This is a genomic window from Gemmatimonadota bacterium (assembly GCA_009692115.1).
GTDB lineage: Bacteria > Gemmatimonadota > Gemmatimonadetes > Gemmatimonadales > GWC2-71-9 > SHZU01.
On record SHZU01000001.1, the window covers coordinates 342,026 to 363,410 of the forward strand.

At 65.0% G+C, this 21,385-nt stretch carries 19 protein-coding genes; 6 read left to right on the top strand and 13 right to left on the bottom strand.

What is annotated here, in order from left to right; all coding sequences use genetic code 11:
• Positions 1-47: 47 nt before the first annotated feature.
• The 3 genes from EXR94_01650 to EXR94_01660 all read left to right on the top strand — a co-directional run bounded on the left by EXR94_01650 (position 48) and on the right by EXR94_01660 (position 2,124).
• Positions 48-662, top strand: coding sequence for a sigma-70 family RNA polymerase sigma factor (locus tag EXR94_01650; GenBank protein MSR01433.1), 615 nt, complete (start codon positions 48-50; stop codon positions 660-662).
• Positions 663-734: 72 nt separating this feature from the next.
• A complete protein-coding gene (locus tag EXR94_01655; protein MSR01434.1) occupies positions 735-1,316 on the top strand; it encodes a hypothetical protein in 582 nt (193 codons plus the stop codon).
• A complete protein-coding gene (locus tag EXR94_01660; protein MSR01435.1) occupies positions 1,303-2,124 on the top strand; it encodes a hypothetical protein in 822 nt (273 codons plus the stop codon). The genes EXR94_01655 and EXR94_01660 overlap by 14 nt, the downstream gene beginning before the upstream one ends.
• 19 nt (positions 2,125-2,143) lie before the next feature.
• Here the strand turns inward: EXR94_01660 and EXR94_01665 are convergent, their stop codons facing one another.
• From EXR94_01665 to EXR94_01690, 6 genes are all read right to left on the bottom strand, one after another.
• Complete coding sequence (locus tag EXR94_01665) at positions 2,144-3,259, bottom strand: MRP family ATP-binding protein (GenBank protein ID MSR01436.1); 1,116 nt, start codon at positions 3,257-3,259, stop codon at positions 2,144-2,146.
• A gap of 20 nt (positions 3,260-3,279) precedes the next feature.
• Positions 3,280-3,510, bottom strand: coding sequence for a NifU family protein (locus EXR94_01670; protein ID MSR01437.1), 231 nt, complete (start codon positions 3,508-3,510; stop codon positions 3,280-3,282).
• A 35-nt stretch (positions 3,511-3,545) separates the two neighbouring features.
• Positions 3,546-4,667, bottom strand: a complete 1,122-nt coding sequence (locus EXR94_01675) for an FtsX-like permease family protein (protein MSR01438.1) — start codon at positions 4,665-4,667, stop codon at positions 3,546-3,548.
• Positions 4,668-4,673: 6 nt separating this feature from the next.
• Positions 4,674-5,468 carry a hypothetical protein gene (locus EXR94_01680; GenBank protein MSR01439.1) on the bottom strand — a complete coding sequence of 265 codons (795 nt, stop codon included), beginning with the start codon at positions 5,466-5,468 and terminating at the stop codon, positions 4,674-4,676.
• A 307-nt stretch (positions 5,469-5,775) separates the two neighbouring features.
• Positions 5,776-6,126: a PadR family transcriptional regulator gene (locus EXR94_01685; protein MSR01440.1), complete on the bottom strand. Its 351-nt coding sequence runs from the start codon at positions 6,124-6,126 to the stop codon at positions 5,776-5,778.
• Positions 6,127-6,177: 51 nt separating this feature from the next.
• Positions 6,178-7,272, bottom strand: a complete 1,095-nt coding sequence (locus EXR94_01690; protein ID MSR01441.1) for a bifunctional oligoribonuclease/PAP phosphatase NrnA — start codon at positions 7,270-7,272, stop codon at positions 6,178-6,180.
• 8 nt (positions 7,273-7,280) lie between these two features.
• On the opposite strand from EXR94_01690, the gene EXR94_01695 reads away from it, so the two are divergent.
• Positions 7,281-8,504 (top strand): cation:dicarboxylase symporter family transporter, encoded by a 1,224-nt coding sequence (locus EXR94_01695; protein MSR01442.1) that lies wholly within the window; start codon positions 7,281-7,283, stop codon positions 8,502-8,504.
• Positions 8,505-8,541: 37 nt separating this feature from the next.
• Here the strand turns inward: EXR94_01695 and EXR94_01700 are convergent, their stop codons facing one another.
• Positions 8,542-9,759, bottom strand: a complete 1,218-nt coding sequence (locus EXR94_01700) for a NupC/NupG family nucleoside CNT transporter (protein MSR01443.1) — start codon at positions 9,757-9,759, stop codon at positions 8,542-8,544.
• Positions 9,760-9,992: 233 nt separating this feature from the next.
• On the opposite strand from EXR94_01700, the gene EXR94_01705 reads away from it, so the two are divergent.
• Positions 9,993-11,471 carry a sodium:solute symporter gene (locus tag EXR94_01705; GenBank protein ID MSR01444.1) on the top strand — a complete coding sequence of 493 codons (1,479 nt, stop codon included), beginning with the start codon at positions 9,993-9,995 and terminating at the stop codon, positions 11,469-11,471.
• On the top strand, positions 11,468-12,754 hold the full coding sequence (locus tag EXR94_01710) for a DUF445 domain-containing protein (protein ID MSR01445.1): 1,287 nt from the start codon (positions 11,468-11,470) through the stop codon (positions 12,752-12,754). The genes EXR94_01705 and EXR94_01710 overlap by 4 nt, the downstream gene beginning before the upstream one ends.
• A gap of 64 nt (positions 12,755-12,818) precedes the next feature.
• Here EXR94_01710 and EXR94_01715 read toward each other — a convergent pair whose 3' ends face one another.
• The 6 genes from EXR94_01715 to guaB form a co-directional block, all read right to left on the bottom strand.
• Complete coding sequence (locus EXR94_01715) at positions 12,819-14,261, bottom strand: amino acid permease (GenBank protein MSR01446.1); 1,443 nt, start codon at positions 14,259-14,261, stop codon at positions 12,819-12,821.
• A 31-nt stretch (positions 14,262-14,292) separates the two neighbouring features.
• Positions 14,293-15,699 (bottom strand): NAD(P)(+) transhydrogenase (Re/Si-specific) subunit beta, encoded by a 1,407-nt coding sequence (locus EXR94_01720; GenBank protein ID MSR01447.1) that lies wholly within the window; start codon positions 15,697-15,699, stop codon positions 14,293-14,295.
• Positions 15,696-15,983 carry an NAD(P) transhydrogenase subunit alpha gene (locus tag EXR94_01725; GenBank protein MSR01448.1) on the bottom strand — a complete coding sequence of 96 codons (288 nt, stop codon included), beginning with the start codon at positions 15,981-15,983 and terminating at the stop codon, positions 15,696-15,698. The genes EXR94_01720 and EXR94_01725 overlap by 4 nt, the downstream gene beginning before the upstream one ends.
• Before the next feature lie 139 nt (positions 15,984-16,122).
• The gene (locus EXR94_01730; GenBank protein MSR01449.1) at positions 16,123-17,619 is read right to left on the bottom strand and encodes an amino acid permease; all 1,497 of its coding nucleotides are present in this window, start codon (positions 17,617-17,619) and stop codon (positions 16,123-16,125) included.
• Positions 17,620-17,655: 36 nt separating this feature from the next.
• On the bottom strand, positions 17,656-19,734 hold the full coding sequence (locus tag EXR94_01735; GenBank protein ID MSR01450.1) for a sodium-translocating pyrophosphatase: 2,079 nt from the start codon (positions 19,732-19,734) through the stop codon (positions 17,656-17,658).
• 90 nt (positions 19,735-19,824) lie between these two features.
• A complete protein-coding gene (gene guaB, locus EXR94_01740; protein ID MSR01451.1) occupies positions 19,825-21,282 on the bottom strand; it encodes an IMP dehydrogenase in 1,458 nt (485 codons plus the stop codon).
• Between the last annotated feature and the right edge of the window lie 103 nt (positions 21,283-21,385).

The window sequence follows — 21,385 nt, forward strand, 5'->3', positions numbered from 1 at the left end:
ACTCGGGTGCCGGGTTCCTACGTTTCGTTCGCGTTTCATCTAGCAACCTGGAGCCGTCTATCCGTCCCGGATCTCTTCGTGGGCAAACCGATCAAGCGGTGGTTGCCCTCGCCAAGGACGGGGTAGATGAGGCGTATCGCGAGCTGGTCCACCGTTACGAACGGCCGGTATTCTCGCTGGTGTTCCGAATGGTCCGGAACCGGGAGCTCGCTGAGGACCTGGCCCAAGAGACCTTTGTGAAGGTCCTGAACGCCATTCAATCTTACCGGCCGGAATTCAAGTTTTCCTCTTGGGTCTTCAAGATCGCCAACAACGCCGCCATCGATCACCTCCGAAAACGGGAGCTCGACACCCTGTCGCTCGAGGGATCACCCCACGCGGACACCCCCGAGTTGATCGAGGCCACCGCGCCCCAGATCGGCGGGCGGGGCGAGAACCAACTCGACGAAGTCGCCAACCGGGAACTCGGCGGCACCATCGAGGACGCCATTGCGAAGCTCAGGCCGGAATACCGGTCCTGCATTTTGCTGCGCCATGTCGAGGGACGGGGCTATGAAGAAATCGCCGAGATGCTCAGTCTTCCGCTCGGGACAGTGAAGACCTATATCCACCGAGCGAGAAACGAGCTCCGGATTCTCCTGCGCGAGGTTCGCGATGAGTGACCTTTTGTCGGTTACGTTTTGTTTTGGAACGTTGAAACAAGATTCGCGTGGGTGCCGTACAAGGGTCTGACTATGAAATCTCTAACGAACCACCTCACCGCTGACGACGTCGATGCGTTTCACACTGAATCGCTGCGATCCGAAATGCGGATTCATCTGGAAACATGCGAGGATTGCCGACGGTTGGTGGTTCTCGATCGTGAAGTCTTGTCGATGATGAACCGGCTACCGAGCTATGGACCTCAGACTGGGTTCGTCGATCGGATCATGGCACGGGTGGAGATCGCAGTGCCGGCCCCGGTGCCGGTGCTGTCCTTCCCGAAGCTCACCACCCGCCGGGTCGCCGCCCTGGCAGCGCTCGCAGCCGGGATGATCATCAGTGTCGGGTGGTCGGCGGCTAACCGCGCGGTATTGGACGGATGGCTCGACGGGGCCGAGTCGGCACTCTGGAGCGCCGGGGCCACGCTTTGGCAACAGGCGCTGGCCGTCATGACTGCCACGTCATGGCTTGAAAGCCTCCGGCAGTTGTCCGGTGCCCCGGTCCGGCTAGCCGCGGTTGCCATCGTCGTCATCGGATCGTACGCCGGCGGAGTGGTGGCGCTCCGCCGGCTCGTCACGCCGGCGGCCGGACCGGAGGCGAATGCCCTGCTTTAGTCTCGGGCTTACCCTGCTGGCGTTGAGCGGTACCGCGGCGGTGCGGAACGCCGTTTCGTCCGGCGGCCCCGTCGTCAATCTGGGCGGGAAGGTTACCGGGCAGAGTCCCGCGCTCGACCGCGAGCCCGCCCTCGTGGCTCCGGCGGCCGGACCGGTGGCGCGCACCGTCACCAACTTCGCAGGGGTCATCGGCTCCTTTTTGACCTTGGGATTGGTGGGATTCGGCCTCGTCCTCTTTGGGCAATCGAACCTCGAGGTCGTGTCCGACACCGTGAGCCACAGCTTCCTCCGCTCATTCATGGTCGGGTTGCTGGCCCAGGTCCTGGTCGTGCCGACGTTCGGCATGTTGGTCGTTGGATTGGTCTTGAGCGTGGTCGGGGTCCTCTTGGTGCCATTCGTAATCGCCGTCTACGCCCTGCTGGTCCTGGCCGGGGTGTTAGGCGGGTTCTTGGCCGTCTCCCACGCCATGGGCGAAACCCACACTCGGCGACGGATGGCCCGCGGGGATGCGCTCTCGCCGAACAGCTATCGGTATCTGGTGGTGGGCCTCGGCGGCCTGGCCTCGGTCTGGCTGGCCTGGGTCTGTTTCGGGTGGGTCCCGGTGGCTGGAACTTTGATTCTCGGTGCCGCGATCATCGCTACGTGGCTCCTCGGCACGGTTGGACTCGGGGCGGCGGTCCTCAGCCGGGGCGGCGTTCAGCCGAGTTTTGCCGGACGGTACCTCCCGACCGAGATGCTGACCGATGAGTATCTCTGGGCCACGCCGCAGCAGGGCGTCCCCGCGGTGAAACGGCCAACCCCCAAGTAAGAGCAGCCCGGGTGGGTCCCTACTGATTGATGACCGGCAGGGCCATCGAGCGGGCTCCAGCCTCCTTGGCAATCGCTTTGGCCGTCGCCAGCAGGGCCACCGCGGCGGGACTCTTTGGGTTGCCCACCACGACCGGCGACCCGGCATCAGCCGCTTCGGCCAATCCCGGCTCCAGCGGGATCTTCCCGAGCAACGGCACTCCGAGTTCGTCGGCCAACCGCTGACCACCGCCGGACGAAAAGAACTCGATCCGTTTGCCGGTGTCGGGGTCGGTGTAGCCGCTCATGTTCTCAACGATGCCCAACACGGGCACGTTGACCCGCTCGAACATCTTGGCGCCGCGCAACGCATCACCGACGGCCATTTCCTGGGGCGTGGTGACGATGACCGCGCCTGACACCTGCACCGACTGCACCAGCGACAACTGGGCATCGCCGGTGCCGGGCGGCATGTCGACGATGAAGAAATCGAGTTCGCCCCACTCGACGTCCCGGAGGAACTGCTGGATCACCTTCATGATGATCGGGCCGCGCCAGATGGCCGGGGCGTCGCGATCGACCAGGAAGCCGATCGACATCAGCTTGACGCCGAACGATTCGAGCGGCTGAATTCGGCCCGCCACGACCGGCGGTCGTTCAAACCGTCCGAACATCCGGGGCACGTTCGGGCCGTAGATATCGCAGTCCATGACCCCGACGCGTTTCCCGCTCGCCGCGAGCGCCACCGCCAGGTTGACCGCGACGGTCGACTTGCCGACCCCGCCCTTCCCCGATGACACCGCGATCACCTTACCCAGGCCCGGGAACTCCGCCGCGGTCGGCGGGGCCGGCATCCCGGTCGATTGGGGCCCCGGGGCTCCGCTCGGCGGGGCGTGGGTCGCCTGGCTCGGACCGGCTGGATCGACGACGGTGATCTTGACCTCGGTAATGCCCTCAATGGCCTTGAGCCCCGACCGGGCATCGCGTACCAGGGTGGCCGGATCGGCCCGGGTCAGCAGGAACGTGAAGGAGACTCGGCCTTCGGGGGTGACGGCCAAGTCGCGGACCATCCCGGCGGACAACAAGTCATTGTCGAGCCGGGGGTTCTTGATTCGGGAGAGCGCGAGGCCGACCTGGGCCTCGAGAGAGTCGGACACGAGGGAACCTCGAGAAAGAGCTAGAGTGCCTGGACCGCTTTGACCTCAGGCACGAACTGTTTGAGACGGGTTTCAATGCCCTGCTTGAGTGTTATCGAGGAGGCCGAGCAGCCGTGACAGGTGCCGCCGAGCCGGACGGTCAGCATGCCCTCGGCTTCGTCAAAATCGATGATTTCGACCGTTCCGCGGTGCGATGCGATGTAGGGTCGGAGTGAGTCGAGGGTCTGTTCGATCCGGTCGATGATTTCCATGGTCGTGGGTCTAATATAAGGCCCCCCGGCCGGAACTACTCCGCTTTGAGGGCCTTGAATAGATCGATCTTTCCGGCCCGCCGGGCCGGGAGGTAGGCCGCCAACACCGCCACCCCGATCAGAATCGCCGGCACCATGACCAGGGTCACCGGGTCGAATGCCTTGATTCCGAACAGCAGGCCTTCGAGCAACTTCCCGACGACCAGGGCCAGGACCAGCCCGACCACGGCTCCACCCGCGACCAAGCGGAGCCCGCCGACCAAGAGCAGCCGAACCACCGTGCTTGGGGCCGCGCCCAGGGACAGGCGGATCCCGACCTCCCGGCTCCGCTGCGACACGGCATAGCTCACCGCGCCGTAGAGCCCGATCGACGCCATCAGGAGCGCGACGAGGGCAAAAGCCAGCAAGGCCGCCGCTCCCATCCGGAGCGGATACGACATCGCCCCGATATGCGCCGCCAGCGAACGGCTCTGCATGACGAACATCTCGGGGGTCACTTCGCGGATCTTCCGGACGATGTCGGCGGCGAGCCGCTCGGGATCGGCGGTGGTCCTTGCGACGAGGAAGTTCGGACCCGAACCCTTCTCGATCGGGGCATAGATGAAGGGCCTCGGCTCCTCACCCAAACTCCGGATCTTCGCGGTGTTGACGACCCCCACGATTTCCACTTGGCGGGCCCCGGACCAAAACCGCTGGCCCACGGTGGGCCGGCCGGGGAAGAACCGGGCGGCGAACGCCTCGTTCACGAGGGCCGCTCGCCAGATAGTGTCGGTGTCGGTCAGCACCAGGTTCCTGCCCGCCACCACCCGGAGCCCGGCCGCCGGGACGAACCCGGTATCAATCGCGGCCCGGTCCACGTCGAAGGTGCTCCGGCCCGGCGGCGGCTCGACCCCAGGCACCGTGATCTCGCTGCTCTGGTTGCCTAACCAATTCAAGTGCAGGTTCGAGATCAGGCCGACCGAGACGACACTCGGCAACTGGCCCACGGCCCGAACCAAGCGGTCCCGGTTCGCCTCCATGGCGTCGGGGGCCACATTGCCGGGTCCTCCGAACCATACCATGGCGGCGGGGGCGGCCCCGAATCCGGCGTCCACCTTGCGGGCGGCGTCGAGGCTTCGCATGAAGAGCCCGGCGACCAACAGCAGCACCATCGACACCGCCACTTAGCCGCCGACCAGGACACTCCGCGCCGCCCAGCGTTTCCGGCCGCCACCGGTGTTTTCGGTCCGGATGACTTGGGCCAGATCGAGACGAGTGGCTTGGAGAGCCGGCATCAGCCCAAAGAACACCCCGGCGAGTACCGAGACCAGGACCGAGAAACCCAACACCCGCCAGTCGACCGTCAACGCCAGATCGACGGCGACCGGCAGCGGGATGTCGCTCGCCAGCACCAGCCGGAGCGCGGCCCGGCCGAGCCCGGCACCGAGCAGTCCGGGATAGTCGGCGGGCAAAACGCCCGTCACGACGTAGCTGGAACCGTTCAAGCGAATCGGCCGACCGACGACCCCGGGATCGGCTCCAAACGCCCGCCGCCAAAACCGATCGCCCAAAACCGCCACCGGCCCCGGAGCGGTCGGAGCCCCAGCACTTCGAAGTAGTCGGCCGACACCATCTCGACGGTCAGCCGATCGACCCGGCCGGCGACTTCGTACGGGACGAGGGACAGCTTGGCGGTCGCGAGGCCGGAAAACGCCGTCGAGTTCCGGCGAATGTCGGCGACGTCTGGTTCCGAAAACACGTTGTAGGCAAACGAGGAGCTCGACCGATAGAGGTCGACCAGCTCCTCGGGGTGAGACAGGGTCGGCTTGCGGAGGATGACGTCGTTGACCAGCGTGAACATGGCAGTGTTCGCCCCGATCCCCAGCGCCAGCGACAGCACGGCGGTGAGGGCAAAGGCCGGCCGGGCCAGCAGCCGCCGGAAGGCATACCGGGTATCGCGGACCAGCTGCTCGAGCCACCGGCTCCGGGGTTCCAAACCGCCTAACGTCTGGGGCGTCACCACCCGTTTAGCCTCTTTGATCATCGACCCGGCCGCTGACCCTTCGCCGAACGCCTCGAGGAGCTGGCCGGGGGTCCTCCCCGCGGCCAATCCGTCTTCGAAGTGCGCCACCAACTCGCGAAACACTTCCTCCCGCCGGTCGTCGGGCAGCCCGGTGCCGACCACGACCTGGGCCACCCGCTCCGCCACCGGGGTCGGAAGCCCCGCTGCCCGGGCGAGCCGCTCCACCGCAAGGCGGTCGATCCGGCCCTCGAATCCGCGGTTCCTCATCCGCCCTCCGCCGGCATCGGCGTCAGGAGGCCAAGGCCCATCATCACCCGGAACAACTCCTGCCACTGGGCGCGCTGGGTCTCGAGGGTGGCGAGGCCGGGATCAGTGATCCGGTAGTAGCGGCGCTTGCGGCCGGAAGGAAGCGAAACCCAGCGGCTTTCAACCAGGCCCTTCGACTCGAGGCTGTAGAGGAGGGGATAGAGAGTCGACTGCCCTAAGGCCAGCACGCCGTCAGAGCGCTCAGTCAACAACTCGGCGAGCTCGTAGCCGTACATCTCCCGGCGGGTGAGGAGCTGGAGGACCGCAACGGGCCCCGCCCCACGAATCAATTCCCGTTTGACCACCATACTTCAGTCGGCTCCGATTATGCATCGGCCAGCATAGTACTCTGTTCGTGGCTAATCGTTAACAATTGGAACGTCGGCGGATCCGTTCGCCAGGTACGCCCGGGCCGCGGCCAGGACCGTGGCCTGCACCTCGCCGAGTTGCCCTGCCAACGAAAGTCCGGCGGCCTTGATGTGCCCGCCGCCACCGAATAGCTTGGCAAATCGAGCCACGTCGACGTCCCCAACCGACCGGAGCGAGATCTTGATCCGGCCTTGGGCAATCTCCCGAAACAACAGGGCCATCTTGATGCCGGAAATCGACCGGGCGTGTTCCACCACGCCATCGAGATCATCGCTGGTCACCCCGTGCCGCTCGACCGCGCCGGGCGGGACCGTGATCCACGCGAGGCCCACGTCGCGTTCGACCACCAGGGTCTGCAGCGCCTCCGCCAGCAGCCGGACCCGGCCCTCGGGCGCCCCGGCATACACATCCAGATAGATCGCTTCGGGATCGATCCCGCGGTCGAGGAGCTCGGCGGCAATTCGGAGGGTGCGCGGGCGGGTGTTGGAAAACCGGAACCCGCCGGTGTCGGTAAGAATGCCGACATAGAGCGCCCGCGCCGCCGCCTGGGTGAGGGGCCACTCGTTGGCCAGGGCAATCTCGACGATCAGCTCCGCCGTGGCCGCCGCCGACTGATCGACATACAAGGGTCCGGGCGGCAGAGTGCCCGATCCGACGTGGTGATCGACGCACCCGACCGGAACCCCGCGGCCCCGGACCGTTTCCGCCAGCATTCCAAGCCGGCTCAGGTCGCTGATATCGAGGACGATGATGGCATCGGCTCGCCGGAGCTCCTTCACGGCCTCCGGCGTTTTGTCGACGCCAGGCAGGTCTTGAAACAGAAACTGGAATCGGGGCGGGGTCGGCGTCGGGTTGGCGATCGTGGCCTTCACCCCAATGGCGCGAAGGAGATGGACCAACCCCACCTCACTGCCGAGCCCGTCGCCGTCGGGATTGACATGGGTGGTCAGGCAGACCCGGCTGCCGGGAACGAAAAGCCGGGTCAAGTCCAAAGCGGCGGCGAGCTTGTCAGCAGTCAGGGTAATAGTCATGGCGCCAGGAAAATACACCCGTGACCTCTTCCGCTGGAGCGAGTCGAGGCCCATTATTGGCCATGCGCCGACTTACCCTGACTCATTGGATCCTGATCGGCACCCTGGCGGGTGCCCTCATCGGATACCTCGACCACAATGTCTGGCTCGAGACCGACGTCGCCGAGGGCCTCAAACCCCTCTCCACCATTTTCATCCGAATGATCAAGTCGATCGTAGCGCCGCTGATCTTCAGCAGCCTGGTCGTCGGGATCGCGGGACATGGCGACGACCTGAAACAGGTGGGGCGGCTCGCCTTCCGGTCAATTCTCTATTTCGAAGTGGTCACGACGATTGCCCTCTTCGTCGGATTGGCCGCCGCCCACATCGGCAAGCCCGGCGTCGGCGTCGCCCTGACCGCCTCGGCCACCGAAGGCCAGCAGTTCGCCAGCTCGCAGACGACCTTGGCCGGCGTTCTGGAACACACGGTTCCGGCCAGTATCGTCGACGCCATGGCCAAGAACGAGACCCTCCAGATCGTGTTCTTCTCCGCCCTGTTCGCGATGGCGCTGACCCAGGTCAAGGGCCGCCCGAAAGAGGTCATGCTCGAGGTGTGTGAAAGCCTGGCGCAGGTCATGTTCAAGTTCACCGGCCTAGTCATGAAGTACGCCCCGATCGGCATTGCCGCCGCGCTCGGCGTGACCATCGGCAAGAACGGACTCGGCGTCCTGTTCAACCTGGGCAAACTGGTCTTGACACTGTATGTGGCGTTGATCGTGTTCGTGCTGGTGGCATTGGTGCCGGTGGCGTTGATCGCCCGGATCAATTTGCGGAAGTTCTGGCACTGGACGAAGGAGCCTTGGCTCCTGGCCTTCACGACGGCCTCGTCCGAGGCGGCGCTCCCGCTCGCGCTCGAAAACATGGAGAAGTATGGGGTGCCGCGGCGGATCGTCTCGTTCGTGCTGCCAACCGGGTACTCGTTCAACCTCGACGGCTCGACCCTCTACCTGGCCGTGGCATCGATCTTCGTGGCGCAAGCTGCCGGGATCGACCTGCCGCTCACCACCCAATTGCTGATGATGCTGACCCTGATGCTCACCAGTAAAGGGGTTGCCGCGGTCCCCAGGGCCTCCCTGGTCATTCTCTCCGGCACCCTGACCCAGTTCGGCCTTCCCCTCGAGGGTATTGCCGTGATCCTCGGCGTCGATGCGTTCATGGACATGGCCCGCACGTCGGTCAATCTGCTCGGCAACTGCCTCGCCTCCGCTGTCATGGCACGCTGGGAAGGCGAGCTGAAGGAGTCTTAGAGGCTCGGCACTCGGCTGAGTGCCGAGTGCCGAGCCTCTAAATCAACATCCCGGCGATGGCGGCTGAGATGAAATTGGCCAAGGTACCGGCCAACATGGCCCGGAGGCCTAGTTTCGCTAACTCGCCCTTGCGTTCCGGCACCAGGGCCCCGATCCCGCCGAGTTGAATCCCAATTGAGCTGAAATTGGCGAATCCCGCCAGCGCGAACGAGGCGATGGTGAAGGAACGCGGGTCGAGGCTTGCCTTCAGCGGGCCGAGTTCGGCGAAGGCGATGAACTCATTGAGGACAGCCCGGGTCCCGAGGAGCCCCCCGACGACGCCGCTGTCCTGCCAGGGCACGCCCAGGACCCAGGCCACCGGACGCCCCACCCAGGCCAACACCGACTGGAGATTCTCGGGGAAGAACGGGAGCCAGCCGTGAATCAGCCCCATGGCACCGTTGGCCAAGGCCACGAGGGCCACGAACGACACCAGCATCGCGATCACGTTCAGCATTAGATGGAGGCCCTCGCCGGTACCTCGGGCGGCGGCATCGATCACATTGACGTCGGTTTTCGGAAGGTCGAGCTTGACTCGTCCGAAGGTTTCCGGCGTTCCGGTTTCCGGCTCGAACAGCTTGGCCAGCATGATCGTGCCGGGTGCGGTCATGATCACCGCGGCCAGCAGGTGACGGGCCTCGACACCAAACGCGATGTAGGCGACCATGATCGAGCCCGAAACATGGGCCATCCCGGAGGTCATGACCGTCATCAGTTCCGATCTGGTCATCCTCGGGAGAAAGGGCCGGATGGTGAGGGGCGCTTCGGTTTGTCCCATGAAGATCGAGGCGCCCACGTTGAGGCTTTCCGCCCCGCTGGCGCCCATGGTCTTGCTCATCACCACCGCGAAGCCCCGGACCACGACCTGCATGATCCCGAGGTAGTACATGACGGCGAACAGGGCCGAGACGAAAATGATGGCCGGCAGGATCTGGAAGGCGAAGATCATCCCGAGGCTGGAATTGGCCTTGCCGAGTTCCCCGAAGACGAACGCCGATCCGATGTAGGAGTAGTGAAGCACCGCGGTGACCGACTCGCCGAGACGTTTGAAGACCTCCTGCCCAATCGGGACCCGCAAGACGAAGATGGCAAACACCACCTGGAGGCCAAGTCCCCACGCCACCACGTTCCAGCGGATGGCCCGCCGGTTGCTCGACAGGAGATAGCCGGTCCCGATGATGAGGACGATGCCGAGGAGACCACGGAACCGGGTCAGGAGCGGCGTCGGGGCGGCCACCGGAACCGGAACGGCGGCCTGGGTGGTCACCGCGGCCGGCCCGCTGTCGACGCCCGGCGTGGCCTGGCCCACCAAGGTGCCGATCGCCCGTCCTGCCGCCCCGGGGAGGGCCCACGAACCAACCACCGCGAGGGCAAGCAGTGCGATCGCGAGCCCCGTTCTCCTCAGCCGTCCACCGTCCATTGTGCGCTCCTGCCGATTAAGTTGGGTGCGTGTCTTCGATTGACCTGATCGTCGTCGTAGTCTATCTCACCGGGTCGATTGCGATCGGGTTGTGGACCGCCCGGTCTCAATCGTCCGCCAGCGACTACTTCCTGGGTGCCCGCGATCTTCCCGCGTGGGCCATTCTGCTCTCCATCGTCGCGACCGAAACATCGGCCCTCACCGTCATTTCGATTCCGGGGGTCGGGGCCCGGGGCAACCTCGCCTTCCTCCAGCTTACCTTCGGTTACCTGTTGGGGCGAATCTTGGTCGCTTCGTGGCTGCTCCCCGGCTACTTCCGAGGGGAGCAGGAGACCGCCTACCAGCGAATCGAGAACCGGTTCGGGGTCCGGACTCGCCGGATCACGTCGCTGGTATTCTTGGTGACCCGGGCCCTCGGCGATGCGGTCCGGGTCTTCGCGAGTGCCATCCCGATGGCGTTGGTGACTGGCTGGAGTGTCCCGACGTCGGTATTGGCCATCGGCATTATCACAATGATCTACACTTGGTTCGGCGGGTTCAAGGCAGTCGTCTGGACCGACGTGCTCCAGTTGACGGTGTACGTCGCCGGCGGAATCGGCGCCCTCTGGGTGGCGTGGGGCCTGGCCGGAGGGCCGGGAGCGGCCCTTTCCGCGGCGGCGGCGGCCGGCAAGCTCCAGGTGTTCGACCTGTCGCTCAACCTCACGTCGACCTATACCCTGCTTGGGGGATTGGTGGGTGGGGCCTTGTTGTCGGCGGCGTCCCATGGAACCGACCACTTGATCGTCCAGCGCCTCCTCGCCTCCCGGTCGCTGGCGGCGGCCCGCACCGCGTTGATCGGCTCGGGGGTCGTGGTCATCCTGCAATTCACGCTGTTCCTGTTGATCGGGAGCGCGCTCTGGGCGGCCAACCTCGCTCCCCCCGACCGGCCGGCGGACCAGCTCTTTCCGATGTTCGTGCTGACCCATCTTCCGCCGGGCCTGGGCGGCCTCGTCATTGCCGGCATTCTCGCCGCCGCCATGGGAACCCACAGTTCCGCCATCAACTCGATGGCCTCCTCGGCCACCCACGACCTCTACGCCGGCTGGACCGGTCGGCGGGACCCGGGCCACCTGTTGAAGATCGGGAAGCTCTTCTCGGCGGCCTGGGGGGTGATCCTGATGCTCGGCGCCCTGTTCTTTCATCGCTTCACGAGCCAGAATGATTCTCCGGTCGTGGTGCTGGCGCTCTCGATTGCTTCGATCACCTACGGGGCCCTACTCGGCACCTATGTCCTGGCCAGCGTGAACGCCCGAGCGAAGGCTCGGGACGTGATCACCGCACTCGTCTTCACGGTGGTGGTCATGTTGGTGGTCGTGTTTGCGAAGCCGATTGCCGCCACCTTCGCGCTCGATTGGCTGGCGCCGGTTGGCCGGCTGGCGTGGCCCTGGTACGTCCCCCTCGGCACCGTCCTCACCGTCGGGGTCGGGTACCTGATGAGTCGGCTTCCGGAGCCTGCTCGGCCCGCGTGACGGTTACCCCCGCGCCGGCCCCGCCGATCCTCGACGACGCCACCCGGAAACGGCAGCTCACTCAGATGAAGCGCCGAGCATCGGGGCTCCTGGTGGTCGCCGCGGTGGTGTTCGTTCTGGCCGGGTACTTTCACGACCTTGGCACCTGGGTCGGCTATGTCCGGGCCACGGCGGAGGCCGCTCTGATTGGCGGCTTGGCGGACTGGTTCGCCGTCACTGCCTTGTTCCGTCACCCCCTCGGGATCCCGATTCCCCACACCGCCATCATCATGGTGCAGAAAGACCGCCTGGGCCGGACGTTAGGCAATTTCGTCCAACATCACTTCCTGTCCCGCGAGGTCCTGGCCGACCGGCTCAAGTCGTGGAACGTGTCGGCCGGTTTGGCGCGCTGGCTCTCCGAACCCGCCAACGCCCGGCAGATCGCGAAGCAAGTGGCGGCGGGGTTTGCCAAGACGGTGGACGCCCTGCCCGAAGCCCAGCTCAAGGGACTGGTCCATGCCGGGATCGTGGCCCGGATCCGGACCACCCAAGTGGCCCCGGTCCTCGGCCAGGCACTCAAGCTGGTCAGGGCCGGGAACAAGCACCAAGAATTGTTGAGCGAGGCGGTCAAGATCGCGGCCACCGCCGTCGACCAGAACCGCGACACCATTCGGGACCGGGTCAAGACCCAGAGTCCGTGGTGGATCCCCGGGATGGTCGACGACAAGATTTATCGGAAGATTCTCACGACCATCGAGGAAATGCTCCGGGCCGTTGGTGCCGATCTGGGGCACCCGCTCCGGGCCAAGTTCGACCAAGCCTTCGAACAATTCGTCGACCGCCTCCAACACTCGCCCGAGGCAATCGCCAAGGCGGAGGCCCTCAAGGAGCAATGGCTCGCCGACCCCGTGATGGAGGAATTCACCACCTCGATCTACGACTACCTCCGCCACGAGGCGCTCCGGGCGGCGGCCAAGACCGACCACGAAGAATCCGAGACCGGCAACCCGGGGGCCATCGAGCAGGGTATCACCGCTTTCGGCCGGTCCCTGGCCGGGAACCCGGAGCTGCTCGCCAAGGTCGACGAGTTCATCCTCGAGCAGGCGCTGGTGGTAGTGGAGCAATATCGTGGCGCGGTGGCCGACCTGATCGCGACGACGGTGGCCAAGTGGGATCCCCAGGTCATGTCGCAGCGGATCGAGTTGGCGATCGGGAGGGACCTCCAGTTTATCCGGATCAACGGAACCCTGGTCGGGGGATTGCTCGGCTTGGCGATTTACACCGTAACCCGGCTGCTCGAGTAGTCTTCAAAACAAACGGGGCAGCCGGTCAACACCGGCTGCCCCGCTCCGAACCAAGCCCGCCGGCCTAGGCCTTCTTTTTGGCCAGATTCGAGTGACTCCAGCCATAGACGAAATAGATCACCAATCCAATCGCCAGCCAGATGAAGAGCCGTTCCCAGGTCCGCCACGGCAGGGCGGACATCAGGTAGAAGCAGAAGATCATTCCCGCCGGCGCCGTCAACCAGACGAACGGGGTCTTGAACGGCCGGTGCAGGTTCGGCTCGCGGTACCGCAGCACCATCACCGCGCCGCATACGATGACGAAGGCCAGCAACGTTCCGATCGACACCAGCGACGCGGCCTCGCGCACCGACAGGAACCCGGCCGGAATCGCGACGAGGACGCCCAGGACGATCTGGGTGATCCACGGGGTCTTGAACTTCGGGTGGATCTTGTTGACCACGGGCGGCAGCAGCCCGTCATTGGCCATCGACCAGAACACCCGGGACTGGCCCAGCAGTTGTACGAGAATGACCGACGAAAGCCCGGCGATCGCTCCGAGTTCGATGACCTGGGTCATCCATCCCAAGCCGGCGGCCGCCGCCACCTTGGCGATCGGATCCGGGACATCCAGCTGGCCGTAGGGAACGACGCCGGTGGCAATGGCCGAAACCACGATATAGAGAACAGTACAGATCAAGAGCGACGCAATGATAGCGATCGGCATGTCGCGCTGAGGGTTCTTGGCTTCCTGCGCCGCCGTACTCACCGCGTCGAATCCGATGTAGGCGAAGAATACGATCCCTGCTCCGGCCACGATGCCGCTGACGCCGAAGTTCTCCCGGAGGCCGGTGTTGGCCGGAATGAACGGCTGCCAATTGGCGGCCTGAATGCCCTTCCACGCGAAGGCAATGAAGAGAAGAACGACGGCAACCTTGATGACCACGATGATGTCGTTGACCCGCGCCGACTCCTTGATGCCGCGAACCAACAGCGCCGTGACCGCCAAGACCACCAAGACGGCCGGGAGGTTGAACAGGGCCGTCACCGTGCTCCCGTCCGCCATCGTGACCTGGGTTCCAGCGGCGGCGGACAGCGTTGCGGGAATGTGAATGCCGATATGGCTCAGGAACGACACCACGTAGCCCGACCAGCCCACCGCCACCGTCGTCGCCGACAAAGCGTACTCGAGCACCAAGTCCCACCCGATGATCCAGGCGAACATCTCACCCAGGGTGGCGTAGCCGTAGGTGTAGGCGCTTCCGGCGATCGGGACCAACGCGGCAAACTCGGAATAGCAAAGGGCCGCCAGAATCGCCGCGGTGCCTGCGAGCACGAACGAGAGCACGACCGCGGGGCCGGCGTTTTGGGCCGCCACGGTACCGGTGAGCACGAAGATCCCGGTCCCGATGATCGCCCCGATCCCGAGCAGGGTCAGACTCAGCGGTCCGAGCTCGCGCTTGAGCCCGGTCTCACTGGCCGCCTCGGCCTGAAGGTCGACAATCAACTTCCGTCGGAAAAGCGACATGGTTTAACCTAGCCCTTTCGAGTGAGTGACGTTACAGCGTTTTGAGTTCCGCAACCAACTTGGCGAGAGACGCTTTCGCGTCGCCGAAGAGCATGGAGGTCTTGGGGTCATAAAACAGATCATTCTCAATGCCGGCAAAGCCGGTCCCCATGCCGCGCTTCATCACGATGATCGACTTGGCATGGTCGACATTGAGGATCGGCATCCCGAAGATCGGACTCGACGGATCGGACCGCGCCGCCGGATTGACCACGTCGTTGGCCCCGACGACCAGGGCCACGTCGGTTCGGCTAAAGTCGGCGTTGATCTCCTCCATGTCGCACAACTTGTCGTACGGCACTTCCGCTTCGGCCAGCAGGACGTTCATATGCCCCGGCATCCGGCCGGCCACCGGGTGGACCGCATAGCGGACCTGGCCGCCCTTCTTCTCGATCAAGTCGGCCATTTCCCGGATCAAGTGCTGGGCCCGGGCCACGGCGAGCCCGTAGCCTGGGACCACAATGACGTTACCGGCGTACGCCAACCTGACCGCCGCGTCCTCGATCGACACTTCGCGAACGGAGAGCCCCTCGGCGCTCTTCGAGGACGCGACCGTGCCGCCGAAGGCGCCGAACAGCACGTTGGAGAACGACCGGTTCATCGCCTTGCACATCAACACCGAAAGCAGGAACCCCGACGCTCCATCGAGGGCGCCGACGACGATCAACAGGTTGTTGTTGAGCGCGAAGCCCATCGCCGACGCCGCGAGTCCCGCGTAGGCATTGAGGAGCGAGACGACCACCGGCATGTCGGCCCCGCCGATTGGCAGCACCATCAGGACACCGATCAGCGCGGCGGCGGCGAGCATGACGAAGAACAGAACCGGCTGGCCGGGAACGAATAGTTGATAAACGAGCAGACCGACCGTGAGGAGGAACAGCGTGATGTTCCCATAGTTCTGTCCCGGGTAGGTGATCGGTTTCCCCCCGATCAATTCCTGGAGTTTCGCGAAAGCCATAAAGCTACCGGTAACGGTCAGCGCCCCGAGAATCACCTCGAAGCCGAGGGCCGTCATGACGAACGTAGAGGGCCGGGTGGCCATCGCGAAGTATTCGTCGACGCCGACGAGCGTGGCGGCCACCGCGCCGAACAAATGGGAGATCGCAACGAACTGGGGCATCGCCGTCATCGGGATGTCGACCCCGAGCGGCAGGCCGATCACGACCCCGACAATGGACCCCACGGCGAGCCCGGCGATGATCCAGTCGAAGCGAACGATGTCGTGGTGCATCAGCGTCCCGATGACTGCCAGCAGCATCGCCAGCATGGCCTGCCGCATCCCGTTGCGGGCTTTGGCCGGATCCGATAACCCCCGAAGACCAAGAATGAAAAGAACGGATGAAGCAAGGTAGGCGGTTTGAATCAGGGCTTCCCGAACATCCCCACTCGGCTCGGTCATTTCGGAGCCCCAGGCCGCTTGAACATCTTGAGCATCCGGTCGGTAATCAAGAACCCGCCGACCACGTTGATCGTGGCGCAGGCCACCGCGATCGACCCAAGCAGGTTACTGGCGAATCCGCGGCCGCTGCCCGCGGCGACCAACGAACCAACCAGCGAAATACCGGTAATCGCGTTGGCCGCCGACATCAGCGGCGTATGAAGCAACGCGGGCACTTTGGAAACGACCTGAAAGCCGACGAAGCCGGCCAGGACGAATACGTACACCTGCATGAACGCAGTCAAAGTCGCCATAGGTCCAATCGGGACGGTGGAATGATCTTCGGTGAAGCCGTCGGATCGAAGGCTCGTCGGGCCCCCAGGTCATCCAGGGGCCCGACGAATCTATCGCCAAAACCGGTTTGCGGCACTACCCGTGGTGCGGTTACCGACCGGCGTTGAGCTCCCGCTGCAGCTTACTGTGGTGCCGGCCGTAGAAGAAATAAATCACGATACCGATAGCGAGCCAGACCGCGAGCCGGAGCCAGGTATCGAATGGCAGCGTCGCCATGAGGCCAAGGCAGCAGAGAATGCCCATGATCGGGACAAACGGGACGAACGGAGTCCGGAAAGGCCGCTCCAGGTCGGGACGGGTGCGCCGGAGAATCAAAACCCCGCCGCACACCAGCACGAAGGCCAATAAGGTCCCGATGCTGACCAACTCGCCAAGGATCTGGATCGGCAGGACCCCGGTGAACACCGCGACCGCCGCACCCGTCACGATGGTCGAGAGGTACGGCGTGCGAAACTTGGGATGGATCCGACTAGCCCACGGGCCGAGCAGGCCGTCGCGGGACATAGAATAGAACACCCGAGTCTGGCCCAGCAACATGACGAGGATCGTCGAACCGAGCCCCACCACGGCACCAATCGTGACGATCGGCCGGAACCACGCCAGCTGCGGGATCTTCTCGACCACCGTGATCACCGGCGAGGGGACGTTCAGTTCCTTATAGGAGACAAGCCCGGTCAGCACGACCGAAACCGCCACATAGATGATCGTGCAAATAACCAATGAACCGAGGATGCCGATCGGCATATCACGCTTCGGATTCTTGGCCTCTTGCGCCGCCGTACTGACGGCGTCAAATCCGATGAACGCGAAGAAGATGAGGCCGGCTCCGCGGAGCACCCCCGACCAACCGAAGAAGCCCCATTCGCCGGTGTTTGGCGGAATGAACGGTGTCCAGTTTTCGCGGTTGATGTACATGGCACCGAACCCCACGAAGAGGATCAGCACGCCGGCCTTGATGAAGACGATAACGGAATTGAAGTTGGCCGATTCCTTGATCCCGATCACCAAAACAGCCGTGATGAACAGGATGATGAAGACGGCCGGCAGGTTGACGATGGCCCCCGTTGCGCTCCATCCCGCCACGGTGCAACCGGCAGCCCCTGAGACCACTTGGGCCGTGTGACAGAACTTGAGGGGCGCTTGGATCAGCGTGTCGGGAAGATGGATGCCGACGAGATTGAGGAAGCTGACGAAGGTCGCGGACCAACCCACCCCGACGGTTGCGGCGCCCATGGCGTACTCAAGCATGAGATCCCAACCGATGATCCAGGCAACGAACTCGCCGAGCGTCGCATAGGAGTAGGTGTAGGCGCTGCCGGCCACCGGAACCGCGCTCGCCATCTCGGCGTAACACAATCCGGCGAACCCGCACCCAATGCCGGCCAGCACCATCGAGATCGCCACCCCCGGGCCGGCGTGCAACGCGGACGCCACCCCGGTCAGGACGAAGATGCCGGCACCGATGATGCCGCCGATCCCGAGCGCCATGAGATTCAGCGGGCCGAGGGTTCGTTTAAGTCCCGCCTCGCCGGCCGCTTCCGCCTCCGCCTTGAGCGAGGTGATCGACCGAGTGCTCCACAAGCCCATATTGCCTCCGAATCAAGGGGTGTGGAAAGAGCCCTGCTACCGGCCCAGCGCGCCGAGCCAGGGGGCAATGACGAGTGAAACGATCGCCATGACTTTAATGGAGATGCTGATAGCCGGCCCCGAGGTGTCCTTGAATGGATCGCCTACGGTATCGCCGACGACGGCGGCCTTGTGGGGGTCGGATCCCTTCCCGCCGTGAAGACCTTTTTCAATATACTTCTTGGCATTGTCCCAGGCACCACCGGCGTTGGCCATCATCAGGGCCAGGAGCGCTCCCATCACCATCGAACCCGCGAGCAGGCCGCCGAGAGCCGCCGTGCCGAGAAAATACCCGACCACGACCGGGCTCAGCACCGCAATGAGGCCCGGCACCACCATCTCCCGGAGCGCTGCCGTGGTCGCGATGTCGACGCACCGGGCGGTATCCGGTTCGCCGGTCCCTTCGAGGAGACCCTTGATTTCCCGGAATTGGCGCCGGACCTCGGTGACAACCTCCTGCGCGGCGTTCCCGACCGCCGTCATGGTCCGCGCCCCGATCAGCATCGGAATCACGCCCCCGATCAACAGGCCGATCACCACCCGGAAATCGAGCAGGTTGAGGTCGAGCGGGTGACCCAACGCCCGGCCCACGGCCGTGGCGTAGGCCGCGAACAACGCCACCGCGGTCAGCACCGCCGAGGCGATGGCAAAGCCCTTCCCGATCGCGGCAGTCGTGTTGCCCAGGGCATCGAGTTCGTCCGTGATGGCCCGGACCTCCTTGCCCAAGTGACCCATTTGGGCGATCCCGCCGGCGTTGTCGGCGATCGGCCCGTAGGCGTCGACCGTCATGATCACGCCCGTCGTGGCCAGCATGCCCACGGCCGCCAGCGCGACGCCCATCAGGCCGGCCTGGCTGTTGGCCAGGTAGATGACAAGACAGATGACGAGGGCCGGACCGATGACCGACTCCATCCCGATCGCGAGGCCTGCGATCAGGTTCGTGGCAGGCCCGGTTTTCGACGCCTCCGCAATCCGGTACACCGGCTTCGACGACGTGTACCACTCCGTCATCAGGCCCACGATCACCCCACCGACGGTGCCCGCGATGATCGCCCAATAGAATCCGGCGCCCGAGTACTGGTCGCCGACCGGCAGCGCCCACACCAAGCCAAGGGCGAAGACCAAGAAGAGCACCGCCCCGATGGCCTGGACCAGCCGAAGCGCCCGGGCGGCCGAGCCACGGGCCAGGATCTTCATCGACGCGAGCGCCAGGCCCGACGCGGCTAAGCCCGCCACGATCAGCGCGAACGGCAGCAGGGTGGCGTTGAGCCGGGCCATGCCGACCAACCCCATCCCGGTTGCCGCGAGGACCGCCGCCGACACGGTGGCATCGACGTAGCTCTCGAAAATGTCGGCGCCCATGCCGGCAATGTCGCCCACGTTATCACCCACATTGTCGGCGATGACGGCCGGATTCCGGGGGTCGTCCTCGGGGATTCCGGCCTCGACTTTGCCCACCAGATCGGCCCCCACATCCGCGGCCTTGGTGTAGATCCCGCCGCCCACCCTGGCAAAAAGGGCGATCGACGACGCCCCCATCGCGAACCCGGCAATGATCTCGGAAAACTTGTCGAACTGCGCATCGGTCGGAACGACGCCGGGCGTCAACCCCAGCAGCGCGTCGAGCATGAACCCGAGGCCAAGGAGGCCGAGCGAAGCCACCGCAAGGCCCATGACCGCGCCGCCGCCGAACGCGACCGAGAGCGCCGCCGCCGACCCCTCGGCGCGGGCCGCCTCGGCGGTCCGGACGTTGGCCTTGGTGGCCGCCCGCATCCCGGTAAAGCCCGCCAGAGCCGAGCAGAGCGCGCCGAAGATGAACGTCACCGCCACCTGCCACCCCACGGCAAACCAAAGCAAGGCGGCCACCACCAGCATGACCGGGAAGAGCACAGTGTACATCCGGCGCAGAAACGCCATCGCCCCCTGTTCGATCCGGCCCGCGATGACGACCAATTCGCCGGTCCCGGTCGGTCGCTTGACGATCGAGCGGAACACCAGAATGGCGAGGACGAGTCCGATACCCCCAGCCACCGGGGAGTACCGCGCTAGGAGGAAAACCCATTCCGCTGCCGACACACTTGGCTCCAGTCGCGCACCGCCTTCGCGGCGCGCCGTCACGATTTCCCTCACGGCCGGGTCCCCGGGGGACCACAACCAGCCGTCGGCCTATTTGCTGTAGTTGGGTGCTTCTCGCGTGATCGTCACATCGTGGGGATGCGACTCGCGCAGCCCCGCGGCGGTGATCTGGACCATTTCGGTGTCCCGCTGAAGACCGCCGATATCGGCGGAACCACAGTATCCCATCCCGCTCCGAAGCCCGCCCACCATCTGGAACAGCACGTCGCCCACCGGCCCGCGGTAGGGCACCCGGCCTTCGATGCCTTCCGGCACCATCTTCGACGGCGCAAGCTCACCGTCCTGGAAGTAGCGATCGGCCGAACCATCCTGCATGGCCGACAGGCTTCCCATCCCGCGAATCATCTTGAACCGCCGGCCTTCGGCCAGCACCGACTCCCCGGGACTCTCCTCCGTCCCAGCCAGCATCGAACCCATCATGACCGAGGAGGCCCCGCAGGCGATCGCCTTGACGATATCGCCCGAATACTTGATCCCCCCGTCGGCGATGATCGGCACCCCGTCCGCGCCCCGGACCGCCTCGAGGATGGCGGTGATCTGCGGCACCCCGACCCCGGTCACAACCCGCGTCGTGCAAATACTGCCCGGTCCGATCCCGACCTTGATGGCATCGACACCCCGCCGAGCCATTTCTCGCGCCCCCGCCTCGGTGGCCACGTTGCCGCCGACCAGCTGGGCGTCAGGGAACCGGTTCCGGAGTTGATCGAGAACATCGAGCACACCCGCACTGTGGCCGTGGGCCGAATCGACCACCAGCACGTCGGTGCCGGCATCGAGCAACGCCTTGGCCCGGTCGAGCGTGTCGGGGCTCGCGCCGAGCGCGGCCGCGACCCGAAGCCTGCCGTGCTGATCCTTGTTGGCGTCCGGATACCGGAGCCGCTTGAAAATATCTTTGACCGTGATCAGCCCGCGGAGGATACCATGCTCATCGACGACCGGCAACTTCTCAATCCGGTGTTTGGCCAGGGTCCGTTGGGCCTCGTCGAGGGTGGTCCCGACCGGGGCGGTGACCAGTCCCTCTCGGGTCATGGCCATCTCGATCGGTTGGTCCAAATCGCGCTCGAATTGGAGGTCGCGATTCGTGATGATGCCGATCAGCTTGCCCTGGGCGTCGACGATCGGCACACCCGAGATCCGAAAGCGCTTCATCAGGGTGGCCGCTTCCCGGATGGGCCGGTCGGGGCCGAGCGTGATGGGATTCAGGATCATCCCACTCTCGCTCCGCTTGACCCGATCCACCTCGGCCGCCTGCCGATCGATCGTCATGTTCTTGTGAATCACCCCGATCCCGCCGGCCCGGGCCATGGCTATGGCCATCTCGGCTTCGGTAACCGTATCCATGGCCGCCGCCACCAGCGGGATATTGAGGGGGATGGCGCGAGTGAACAGGCTCTGGATCGAAACCTCACGGGGATGGACGGTGCTGTGCCGGGGCACCAGCAGGACATCATCGAAGGTGAGGGCAACCCCGGGGCGCAGGGTGCTCATGGGACGGGACTCTGAAAATGGAGGCAACCGACTGAGGGGAAAACACTTACCTGGGCCATGGGCAAACCTAGAAGCCTGACCCCATTGGGGCAAGCCGAGGGCC